Here is a 12912-nt window from a genome sequence, read left to right on the forward strand (position 1 = left end):
TGTCACACAGGTTCCCCATAGGCTTTGTCGGTTAAATCCTTGGATTTACCTATCGATTTCCCTGGACTAGCTGTTGCCCTCCCTTTACCTTCAACGGGCGACAGCTTGATCATTTTGTCGATTTAAAAGTCCGGGGGAGGACTGGGGGATGACGGTTCCCAGACGGGGCCGCGCCGCTGCCTGCGCAGTGAGTGTCGTGGTAGGTCTGACATTGCTGGCCGGGGTGGTGCCGGCATCCGCCGGAACGGCTGCGGCATCCGCCGGAACGGCTGCGGCATCCGCCGGAACGGCGACGGCGAAAGACCCGGAGAGCGTCGCTTTCGGTCGGGCCGAGCGTTCGGGAAAGAAGGTGGAGATCACCTCTCTGCGCGCTGAAACCAGCGAGACGTACGCCCTGCCGAACGGCAATTTCGAAGCCGTGGAACATTTGCGTCCCGTGCGTGCCCGGGTGGACGGCCGGTGGAAGGCGATCGACACCACGCTGGAGAAGCGCGCGGACGGCAGCGTCGCGCCCAAGGCGGCGACGGTGGGTATCGCGTTCTCCGGCGGCGGGAAGAAGCAGCCCCTGATCACGCTGGAGCGGGCGGGCCGGAAGCTGTCCCTGTCTTGGCCCACGGCCTTGCCGGAGCCGGTGATCGACGGTGACACGGCGACCTATCCGTCGGTGCTGGGGGACGTGGACCTTCAGGTGAAGGCGAGCGTCGACGGCGTCTCGCAGGTACTGATCGTCAAGACGCCCGAAGCGGCGGCGGACCCGAAGCTGGCCGAACTGCGGCTGGCGATGGACGCCGGCGGCATGGACGTGCGCACCACGCCGGACGGTGGCCTCGCGGCCGTCGACACGGGCGCCGGCGGACCGGTCTTCGAGGCCGCGCGGCCGATGATGTGGGACTCCAGCAAAAGCGCTTCGACCGCGGCGGCGCGCACGGCGGCCGGGAAGGCGGCCGAGGCCGCCGATCCGTCGCACGGGCCCGGCGAGTCCGCGAAGGCCGCGCCCATCGGCGTGAGCGTCCCCGCGGGTGATGACGAGCTGGTGCTGAAGCCGGACCGGAAACTGCTGAAGAACGCCACGTTCCCGGTCTACATCGACCCGCAGTGGTACACGCCGAAGGCGAGCGGCTGGACCTTCGCCTCCCGCTACTGGGCCTCGTCCCCGCAGTGGAAGTTCAACGGCAACTCCGACTCGGGCATGGGCTACTGCGCGGGTGACGCGCGCTGCGCGCCCGAGGACGTCAAGCGGATCTTCTACACGATCCCGACCTCCCGGTTCGCGGGCAAGTCGATCCTGTCGGCGGAGTTCGTGGTCAACGAGACGCACTCCTACAGCTGTACCAAGACCGATGTGCAGCTGTGGCGCACCAAGGGAATCAGCTCCTCGACGACGTGGAACACGCAGAACGCCGACGGCTTCTGGGTCGACCTGCAGAAGACGCTGAGCGAGGCGAAGGGCTGGAGCAGTGACTGCCCGGGCGGCAGCGTGGAGTTCTGGGCGCTGCGGGCGGTGCAGCAGGCGGCGGCCAACGGCTGGTCGACCACGACGTTCGGCCTGAAGGCCCGCGACGAGAACGACGTGCTGTCGTGGAAGCGGTTCACCGACGACGCGTGGCTGCGGGTGCAGTACAACCGTCCGCCGACGCAGATCCGCACCTCGCAGCTGACGCAGGACCCCGGCGGTGCCTGCTCCGCGACCGCCAAGCGGGTCCGCATCCTGCCCACGGTCCGCGCGAACGACGTGACGGACCCGGACGGCGACAGCATCGCCGTACAGTTCCAGGCTTCCTGGGACACCGGTGACGGCAAGGGCTTCACGGCCCGCTGGACCTCGGCCCGGACGACGTACAAGAAGTCGGGCTCCGACTTCTCGATGCAGCTTCCGACGAGCATCCCCAAGAACAAGAACGTCGGCTGGCACGTGCGCTCCTACGACAGCGCGCAATGGTCGCCGTGGAGTTATGCGGGGGCGGCGCCCGACTGCCTCATGGTCTACGACACGAGCGTGCCCGCCGGACCCTCGATCGCCTCCACCCAGTACCCGGCCTCGGACCCCGAGGACCCGAACGACCCGTGGCTGGACGGGGTGGGCCGGTACGGCACCTTCACCATCGACTCCTCGTCCACGGACGTGACCAAGTACTGGTTCGGCATCAACGGCGACCCCACCAGCGCGCACGCGCTGACCACCTCCGGCGGCGCCGCGCAGACGACCAAGTTCATGCCGACGAAGTCCGGCGTCAACTTCCTCACGGCGCAGGCCTTCGACGCCGCGGGCAACGGCAGTGAGATCCGCACCTATCAGTTCCGGGTCAACGCGGGCCAGCCCGACCGGCTGAACCTGAAGCTCAACGAGGCGGCCGGCTCGGCCACCGTCAGAGGCACGGGCGGGGAGTGGCCCGCCCAGCTGAACGGCGCCACCCCGGGCGGGGACGGCGTCTCCGGCCACGGTCTGCACTTCGACGGCACGGACGACTACGCCGCCACCACCTCCCCGGTGCTCAACACGGCCAAGAGCTTCAGCGTGTCGACCTGGGCCAGACTGCCCGCCACCCAGCCCAGCACCTCGGTCGTGGCCCTCTCGCAGGCCGGAGCCAACACCAGCGGCTTCGAGATCTACTACTCGCCGGTGCTGGGGGGCTGGCAGTTCCTGCGGCACAGCGTCGACGCCTCGTCCCCGGCCATCACGCGCGCCTCGCAGCCCGCCTGTCCGACCGGCGACACCGCCTGTGCCGCCGCCCGGCTGGGCACCTGGACCCACCTGGTCGGCGTCTTCGAGAACGCGAAGAAGGAGATGAGGCTGTACGTCGACGGCGTGCTGGTCGGCAGTGCGGCGTTCTCCACCCCGTGGGACTCCCGCGGCCGTACCCTCCTCGGTGCCGCCCAGCACTACGGCACCCTGAGCAATTTCTTCACCGGTGATCTGGACGAGGCCCAGCTCTTCGACTACCCGCTGGTCGACGCGCAGATCGACCGGCTGCACGCCAAGCAGCCGGTGAACACCAACCGTCCGGCGAAGGTGGTCTGGCCGCTGGACGAGGAAGCCCCGGCGACCGCGGCCATCGGCCTGTCGCAGCAGGTGACGGCGACCGTCAACGGCGGAACGGTGCTGGGTTCCGCGGGCGTCGACGGTACGGCGGCGACGTTCGACGGCGTCGACGACGGCGTGGTCACCTCGCAGCCGGTGCTGGACACCTATCAGAGCTTCGCGGTCTCCGTCTGGGCCAGGCTGCCCAAGGACAAGGAGAGCCGGACGATGACGGCGGTGACCCAGGGCAGCGCCAGTGTCCCCGGCTTCGAACTGGTCCACTCCTCGGCACTCGGCGGCTGGACCTTCCTGCGCGCCGGTTCCGACGCGACCGGCGCCACGGTGGTGCGGGCCCGGCAGAACGCCTGTGACCCGAACGTGAACTGCGCGGCCGCCCGGCTCGGGGAGTGGACGCACGTGGTGGGCGTCTACGACATCGACGCCGGTGAGATCCGGCTCTACGTCGACGGGGTACTGAAGGACACCCAGCCCTTCACCACCCCCTGGCTCGCCACCGGCCCGGTCACCCTCGGCTACAGGGCGACGGGTGGGCCCCAGGCCTTCATGAAGGGCGACCTGGACGATGTCCGGCTGTTCGACCGGACGCTGTCCGGGGACGAGGTGAAGGAGCTGAACAAGGCCCGTCCGGTCGTCCAGGGCCGCTGGAAGCTGGACTCCGGCTCCGGCACACCGCTGACCTCGGCGGACGACTCCTCGGGCAAGCGGACACTGACGCTGGCCGGCAACGCCTCGATCGACACCTCCGGCAACTCCAACTACGTGGGCAACGGTGGGCTGCTGCTGGACGGCAACGGCGACTACGCCGCCACGGCCACCTCGCCCGTCTCCACCGGGACCAGCTTCACCGCCGCCGCGTGGGTGAGCACGGCCGCCCGGCCGGACCATCCGGTGACTGTGTTCTCGCAGGCGGGCGCGGTCAACAGCGGCTTCGCGGTGCGGTACGTACCCAGTGCGACCGACCCCGCGAACGCCGGCCGATGGCAGCTGGCGATGCCGGGCTCCGACGTCAAGGGAGCGACGGTGGCGACGGCCGAGCATCCCAACTTCATGAACTCCACGAGTTGGAACCATCTGGCGGTGGTCTACGACGCCTTCGCCGATCAGATGCGGCTGTACGTCGACGGCAACCTGGAGCAGGTCGTCTGCGCCGACAGTGACGAGGACGGGAGTCCGGATGTCACGGGCTGCACCGACTCGGTGTCCTGGAACTCCAACGTCCTGCCGTTCAACGCCACCGCCGGCCTCCAGCTCGGCCGCGGCAGGACGGACGGCACGTGGGGCGAGTACTGGCCCGGCGTGATCGACGACGTGTGGACCTTCCAGGGCGTGGCCTCGGACGAGCAGATCGACCGGTTGGCCAACGGAACGGACCTGGCCACGGTCCCCGGCCCGTAACGACCGGCACGACCGACGCGGGGAGCGGAGCCGACGGCCCGCTCCCCGCGCACGGGTGGCATTCATGCCCGCACTCCACGCGAGGGCGGGTCGATTCGCGGGCGGCCGCGGTTCCGACGGGCCGCCGAGTCGCTGTGGCGTCGGAACCAACCAGCGGGTGAATGGGGGAGACACATGAACGTGGCCAGATGGGGACGGGCGAGAGCGCGGCGCAGAGTCGCCGTGACCGTGTCCGTGGTGATGGTGGGAACCCTGCTGCAGGGGGCGTTCACGCCGTCGGCGGCGCAGGCGGACGACCTGCCCAAGGTCCCGGCCTCGGAGAAGGCGCTGTCCGGGCACACGGTGAAGTCGCTGCCGCGCGGGACGGACGGGCAGCGCAAGGTGCCGTCCGCCGCGCCACGGCACACCTGGCCGAAGGCCGGGTCGGCGACGGTGACCCTGCGACCGGGCGAGAAGGCGGTCACGCGGCGCGCGGGAACGCTGCCGGTGTCGCTGACGGCGCCCGCGGCGAAGAGGACGCCGACGGCGTTGAAGGGTGCCGCGACCGTACGCGTGCTGGACGAGAAGGCCGCCCGGAAGGCCGGTGTCGAGGGCCTGCTGTTCTCCGTGCGGCGCGGGACCGGTGCCCACGGCACCAAGGTCGGCGTCAGCGTCGACCACTCCGCCTTCGCGCAGGCGTACGGCGGTGCCTACGCCGCCCGCCTGAAGCTGGTACGGCTGCCCGCCTGCGCCGCGACGACGCCACAGCTGGCCAAGTGCCGTACACAACAGCCGCTCGACACTCGTAACGACGGAACGCGGCTGTCCGGCGACGTCAGCATCGCGGGCGCCGAGCCGATGATGCTGGCGGCGACCACAGCCGCCGCCGGCGGTGCCTCCAGCGACCACGGCGACTACACCGCCAGCCAGTTGTCCCCGTCCGCGACCTGGTCGACGAGTCTGAACTCGGGCAGCTTCTCCTGGTCGTACGACATGCCCGTGCCCGGTGTGCCCGGCAAGTTCGCGCCCAGCGTGGGCCTGTCCTACTCCTCCGGGGGCATCGACGGCCGTACGTCCTCGACCAACAACCAGTCCTCCTGGGCGGGCGACGGCTTCAACCTCTGGCCCGGCTCCATCGAGCGCAGCTACAAGAGCTGCGCCGACGACGACGTGAAGAACGCCGACGGCAACAAGCCCGGCGACATGTGCTGGGCGTACGACAACGCCACCATCTCGTTCAACGGGCGCGCCGGAGAGCTGATCCCGACCGGTACCGACACCTTCAGGATCAAGGGCGACGACGGCACCAAGGTCCAGCGCGTCTACGGCACCACCACCGACGTCCGCTCCAACGGCGCCCGCGACGACGAGTACTGGAAGGTCACCACGACCGACGGCGCCCAGTACTACTTCGGCTACAACCGCCTGCCCGGCTGGGCATCGGGCAAGGACACCACCGACTCCACCTGGACGACCCCCGTCTACGGCGACGACGCGGACGAGCCCTGCCACGCCGCCACCTTCGCCGACTCCTGGTGCCGGCAGGCCTACCGCTGGAACCTCGACTACGCCGTCGACGTCCACGGCAACGCGATCGCCTACTACTACAAGAAGGAATCCAACTACTACGCCCGCAACCTCACGGTCGCCGACGAGACCGCCTACGACCGCGGCGGCTACCTGGACCGGATCGAGTACGGCCTGCGCAAGGACACCGTCTACTCGGCCAAGGCCCTGGCCAAGGTCTCCTTCACCTCGGCCGAGCGCTGCCTGCCGCAGACCGGGGTGACCTGCGACGCCTCGACCATCGACGACAAGAAGTTCTACTGGTACGACACACCCTGGGACCTGAACTGCAAGTCCGGGGAGGACTGCACCAAGTCCGCCTCCCCGAGCTTCTGGACCCGTAAGCGCCTGACCGGGGTCACCACGCAGGTGCTGAAGTCGGACGGCACGTACGCCCCGATCGACACCTGGACACTGGGCCACCGCTGGGGCATGGCGGACATCGACTACCAACTGCTGCTCGACTCGATCCAGCACACCGGCAGGTCGGCCACCCCGGACGTCACACTGCCCAAGGTCACCTTCGGATACCACCAGGACGCCAACCGCCTCGACATCGCGGGCGACGACACCGCGCCGTTCATCAAGGAGCGCCTCTCCACCGTCGCCGACGAGTCCGGCGGCCAGATCGACGTCAACTACTCCGCGGCGGCCTGCGACGCGGGCAACCTGCCGAGCCCGCAGACCAACACCACCCGCTGCTACCCGGTGTACTTCACCAAGTCCGGCGACGCCGACCCGACCCTGCAGTGGTTCAACAAGTACGTGGTGGAGTCGGTCACCGAGACCGACCGCACCAACTCCTCACCGGACATGGTCACCCGCTACGACTACCTCGACGGCGCGGCCTGGCACTACGCGGACGACGACGGCCTGACCAAGGAGAAGTACAAGACCTGGTCGCAGTGGCGGGGCTACGGCCATGTACAGGAACGCACCGGCGGCCAGGACCCGGTCGGCATGAAGTCGCAGACCGACCACTACTTCCTGCGCGGCATGGACGGCGACCGGGCGACCCCGTCCGGGGGCACCAAGTCCGCCAGTGTCTCCGACGACAACGGCGGCACGATCACCGACCACGACTCCGCGGCCGGCTTCGAGTACAAGACGGAGGAGTACAGCGGCCCCGGCGGCCGAGTGCTGGAGAAGACCGTCAGCACGCCCTGGCACCACCAGACGGCCAGCCGGATCCGGCCGTGGGGCCTCACCACCGCCAACCTGACCGGCACCGCCGCCGTGCGGACCTGGACCTCGCTCGACGACGGCGTGGGCGACAAGTGGCGGCAGACCTACCAGACCAACACCCACGAGAACACCGCCGGGCGGGTCACGCAGCTGGAGGACTTCGGTGACACCGGCACCGCGGCCGACGACCAGTGCACCCGCACCACCTACGTCGACAACACCACCGCCTGGATACTCACCAAGCCCTCGCGGGTGGAGACCGTGGCGGTCAAGTGCGACGCCACCCCGGACCGCAGCAAGGACGTGCTGTCCGACATCCGTTCCGCCTACGACGGCCAGGCGTACAACGCCGCCCCCACCAAGGGCGATCCCACGCGCATCGCGAGCCTGAAGACGCACAACGGCACCACCGCGACCTACCTGGAGTCCGGCGTCACCTACGACGCCACCTACGGCCGCCAGCTCACCAGCACCGACATCACCGGCACGGTCACCGCGACCCAGACCGGCACCCCGGTGCGCACCGACCGCAGCGACGGCCGGACGACGACCACGGCGTACAGCCCGACCACCGGCTTCCCCGTCACGGTCACCACCACCTCCCCGCCGGCCACGCCGGGCACCGCCGCCACCGCCCAGACCAGCACCACCACGTACGACACGCTGCGCGGTCTGCCCGTGACGGTCCTGGACACCAACAACAAGCGCACCGACAGGACCTACGACGCCCTCGGCCGCGGCCTCAGGATCTGGCTGCCCGACCGCTCCAAGGCCAACAACCAGACCCCGAACTTCGAGTTCGGCTACACCATCACCGACGGCAAGCCGGTGGCGGTGGCCACCAAGGCGGTGAAGAACGACGGAGGGCAGCGCACCTCGTACACCTTGTACGACGGCTTTCTGCGGACTCGTCAGACCCAGGCCCCCGGCCCGTCCGGCGGCATGCTGGTCAACGACGTCTTCTACGACGAACGCGGCCTGACGGCCAAGGCGTTCGCGCCGTACTACAACACCACCGCGCCCTCCACCGCACTGCTGAAGCTCGACAACGCCCTGGCGGTGGAGAGCCAGACCTGGAACACCTACGACGGCCTCGGCCGCGTCACCAAGTCCCGGCAGATAGCCGGCAACGGCGACGGCGGCACGGTCCTCGCCACCACCAGCACCAGCTACGGCGGCGACCGCACCACGGTCACCCCACCGGCCGGCGGCACCCCGAGCACCACGGTCACCGACAGCCGCGGCCGCACCACCGACCTGATGCAGTACGACGCCGCCACGCCGACCGGCACCCCGTCCACCACCCACTACGACTACGACCCCGCCGGGCGGCTGGCCGCGGTAACCGACCCCGTCGGCAACCGGTGGACGTACGGCTACGACCAGCGCGGCAACAAGACCTCGTCGAAGGACCCCGACAAGGGCGAGTCCAGCTACACCTACGACGACCGCAACCTGCTGATCACCAGCACCGACGACCGCCGGCCGAAGCAGACCGTCACCCATGTCTACGACGGTCTCAGCCGGGAGCTGGAGACCCACGACGGCACCGCCACCGGCCCGCTGCTGACCAAGCGCGTCTGGGACCCGGCCGGCAACGAGGGCCAACTGACCTCCGCCACCCGCTACATCGGCGGCGCCAGCGGCAGCGCGTACACCACCACCTACAACATCTACGACACGCTCTACCGCCCCAACCGCGTGACCACCACGATCCCGGCCTCCGAGGGTGCCCTCGCCGGGGCCTACCAGTCGAACATCAAGTACAACCCCGACGGCACCGTCCAGTCGAGCAGTTACCCGGCGGCCGGCAGCCTCGCCGCCGACGTCCTCACCCCGACCTACGACGACGTCCTGCGCCCCGTCACGCTCTCCGGCACGGGCGGCGTCACCTACATCACCGACACCGCGTACAGCTACACCGGCAAGCCGCTGCAGTTCACCTACCAGAGCGGCGGCAAGAAGACCCAGGTCACCAACACCTACCAGTGGGGCACCCAGCGCCTGAACAACACGCGGGTCGACCGCGAGGGCGTGCCCGGCGTGGACAAGTCCTCCACCTTCGGTTACGACGAGGCCGGCAACATCACGTCGCTCAGTGACGTGTCCCGCGACGGCACCGACAACCAGTGCTTCGGCTACGACCACCTCGGCCGCCTCACCGAGGCCTGGGCCCAGGGCACCACCGGCTGCTCCGCCACGGCCGGATCCCTGCTCGGCGGTCCCGCGCCCTACTGGCAGTCGTACACCTACGACGCCACGGGCAACCGGCGCACCGAGACGCTCCACGACGCCGCCGGCGACGCCGCCAAGGACGTCAAGCGCACCTACGAGTACCCCGCGCCCAAGTCGCCGCGCCCGCACGGCCTGACCCAGGTCACCACCGCCTCGGCCAACGGCTCGGCGATCGACACCTACACGTACGACACGGTCGGCAACACCCGCACCCGTACCGTCGACGGCGACCAGCAGACCCTCGACTGGGACGCCGAGGGACACCTCGCCAAGGTCACCGAGGGCACCAGGACCACCTCCTACGTCTACGACGCCGACGGCAACCGCCTGATCCGCCGCACCGACGCCGACGCCACCCTCTACCTCGGCTCCACCGAGCTCACCCTCGCCAAGGGCGCGACCACCGCCAAGGCCACCCGCTACTACGACCTCGGCGGCGGCAACCAGGCGATCCGCACCGACGACGGCAAGCTGTCGTTCCTCCTCGGCGACCACCACGGCACCTCCGAACTCGCCGTCGACGCGACCGACCTGTCCATGCAGCAGCGCCGCTCCACGCCCTTCGGCGCCGCCCGCGGACAGGCGCCGACCTCATGGCCCGGCCAGAAGGGCTTCGTCGGCGGCACCGAGGACGGCACGACGGGCCTGACCCACCTCGGCGCCCGCGAGTACGACCTGGCGACCGGCCGTTTCATCAGCGTCGACCCGATCATGGACTCGGGCGACCCGCAGCAGATGAACGGCTACAGCTACACGGAGAACAATCCGGTCACCTACAGCGACCCGACGGGCACCACGAAGTGCGACGCCAACCCCGAGCTGTGCGGCCACAAGGACAACAGCTGCGACTCGGCGTGCGTCAAGAAGAACATCGAGAAGGTCAACAAGGCCAACAGGGAGACCGAGGAATACTTCAGGAAGAAGCGGCAGAAGGAGGCCCAGAAGCTCTACAACTACTTCTTCAAGCCGTCGAAGTGCTTCGGCAATCCGGTCCTGCCGCTCCCGAAGTACGACACCTGCTACACCCAGGCGGAGATCGACTCCGACAAACAGCTCCTGAAGACCGTCGCGTCCGCCTTCGGCGACATGACGATGCTCGAACCCTGGTACCAGTGCGCCTTCAACCACAACCAGGACAAGTGCGACACCCTCGGCATGGCCATGTCCTCGGCGGACGCCGGCGGTATCGCGCGGGGCGCCACCAGATTCATCGGCGCGATGAGCAAGGCCGGGCGGATTCTGTGCAGCTTCACCTCCTCGACCCGGGTGCTCATGAAGGACGGGCGCACCAAACAGATCGGGAAGATCAAGCCCGGTGACAAGGTGGCGGCGGCGGATCCGAAGACGGGCAGGCGCCTGGGGGCGCGTACGGTCACCGCTCAGGGCAGTCACCGCGACACGGACCTGGTCGACCTGAGGATCCGTGACAAGCGGGGCCGTGTGCTCACCATCCCCACCACCTTCAAGCACCCCTTCTGGGACGCCACGGCACACGCCTGGATCCCGGCCGGCGAGCTCACCGTGGGTCACGACCTCAGCACCGCCGAGGACGGCGACGTCCCCCTGATCGGTGTGCGCCACCGGGCCGGCGCGGCCGAGATGTACAACCTCACGGTCGAGGAACTGCACACGTACTACGTGGTCGCCGGTTCCACGCCGGTCCTGGTGCACAACTGCAATCTGGCCCTTGGGTGGCGCACCATGGGGACCGGGGAGTGGGCGGAGGCGAACAAATTCACCCACATGATGGCGAACCCGAACGACGGGTGGAAGGCCCCCGTGGAGCGCATGATCGGCGATCCCAACGTCAAGGGGATCCATGTCAACCTGAACGGATGGGGCTACGGCTTCGACACTGCCGTGAGGCGCGGGCTCGTGGAGGACGGGGCGACGAATCTCGAGATGAGTTGGATTGCCAGAGCCGTGGCCAACGGCCAGCGTTCCTGGGACTCCGTGCACTTCTACGACGCCGTGGGCAAGAACGGAGCGATCGTCGAGGTGCCCCGGCCCCCCGAGCCCAACTGGTCCACCTTCGGCAAACTCGATCCGGTCAGGAGCACGATGACCACATGCTTCTGCAAAGGATCGGTTCCCTGGGATGAATAGCGACAAGCAGCCGAAAGAAACCTGGGATCCCACGGTGCACTACCCCGATCTCGACATGTCCGAGGGCCTGGCCGAAGCGCTCAAGCACGGCGCCGCCGGTCTCGGCCTGACGCTCGACGGGTTCGTCGAGGGATTCGCCCGGGCGGAACTCGCCACCGACCGCGGCACCGTGTCGGTCAGCGTCGCGGCCCACGAGAGGGGCTTCGGCATCGGCATCCACGAGTCCGGGGTCACCTGGGCGTCGGGAGCGACCGACGACCTCGGCCAGATCCTCCGGGCGGTCGCCGCCTGGCGGGACGGCGCACCTCTCGACGACTACGTCTCGGAGTTCCCGTTCATGGAGCCGGGACGGCTGGCGCGCGCCTTCGCCGAGGGAAGGGTCGCCGAAGCGCAATGGCAGGACCTGCTGGATTCGGAGTACCCGACCGGCGGCCAGCAACTGCTCGTCAGCCTCGCCCCCTTCGGTGAACTGCGGAGTTTCTATCCGGAGATCAGCTACGGAGACGTCCGCTTCACCGTGCCCCCGCCCCACCAGGACGGCCGGGTGTTCCGCGCACGCAGAGACGGGCCGGGATTCCGGGTGGAGGAATCCGGACCGGAGCCCCGGGAGTACGCCCTCGACACGCTCGACGAACTGGCCCGTCACGTCGTCGAGTACTTCACCTCCCGCTGACCGGGTCCTGTCGGTCGAGTGAGCACGAAGGCCCCACCGGAGCGACGTCCACGTCACTCCGGTGGGGCCTTCGGCATGGTGCGACGCAAGGGAACCCGAAGGGGATCACATAGCGTCGGTCGATGGCCTCATGGCGTCGCCCGCGGGCATGGTGCGCTCAACATCCTTTCCTGTTCGGCCACTTGCCCCGATCGCCTCCCTGTGACGTCCGATACTCGAAGCACCGGACAGACGGGGAGCCGTATGACGAATCCGTACAGGAAGCACGGCCGGACAGCAGTCGTGGCTTTGATGTCCTTCGTGGCCGTGGTCGCTCTGACTACGACCCCGGCCGCCGCGGCAGGTGACCTCAGGACCCTGGTCTCCCTCGTCAACAGCGAGCGCGCGAAGGCCGGTTGCGCGGCGTTGACGGTCGACCGGAAGCTCGGCAGGGCCGCCCGGGGCCACAGCAGGGACATGGCCGCGCACGGGAGGCTCTCCCACCGTGGCTCCGACGGGTCGACCCTGGTGGACCGGTACGCACGGGTCGGCTACGCCTGGAGCGCGGGCGGCGAGAACATAGCCTCCGGCTATCCCACGCCGCAGGCCGTCATGGCCGGCTGGATGGACAGCGACCGGCACCGGGCGAACCTGCTGAACTGCCGGTTCAAGGAGATCGGCGTCGGCCGTGCCGGCCCCGGCGACTACTGGACACAGGACTTCGGCACGGCCCGCTAGGACCGGCGGCCGTGGT

Annotated in this window: 4 protein-coding genes; all 4 read left to right on the plus strand. The window is 69.1% G+C overall.

What is annotated here, in order from left to right:
- Window positions 1-349: 349 nt before the first annotated feature.
- The 4 genes from ACWD5F_RS30510 to ACWD5F_RS30525 all read left to right on the plus strand — a co-directional run bounded on the left by ACWD5F_RS30510 (window position 350) and on the right by ACWD5F_RS30525 (window position 12896).
- A complete protein-coding gene (locus ACWD5F_RS30510) occupies window positions 350-4435 on the plus strand; it encodes a LamG-like jellyroll fold domain-containing protein (RefSeq protein WP_451259216.1) in 4086 nt (1361 codons plus the stop codon).
- Window positions 4436-4609: 174 nt separating this feature from the next.
- Window positions 4610-11506 carry a polymorphic toxin-type HINT domain-containing protein gene (locus ACWD5F_RS30515; RefSeq protein WP_451259218.1) on the plus strand — a complete coding sequence of 2299 codons (6897 nt, stop codon included), beginning with the start codon at window positions 4610-4612 and terminating at the stop codon, window positions 11504-11506.
- Window positions 11499-12179, plus strand: coding sequence for a hypothetical protein (locus tag ACWD5F_RS30520; RefSeq protein ID WP_451259220.1), 681 nt, complete (start codon window positions 11499-11501; stop codon window positions 12177-12179). The genes ACWD5F_RS30515 and ACWD5F_RS30520 overlap by 8 nt, the downstream gene beginning before the upstream one ends.
- A 300-nt stretch (window positions 12180-12479) precedes the next feature.
- The gene (locus ACWD5F_RS30525) at window positions 12480-12896 is read left to right on the plus strand and encodes a CAP domain-containing protein (RefSeq protein ID WP_451259222.1); all 417 of its coding nucleotides are present in this window, start codon (window positions 12480-12482) and stop codon (window positions 12894-12896) included.
- Window positions 12897-12912: the final 16 nt, after the last annotated feature.

This window comes from Streptomyces sp. NPDC002499 (assembly GCF_053595415.1).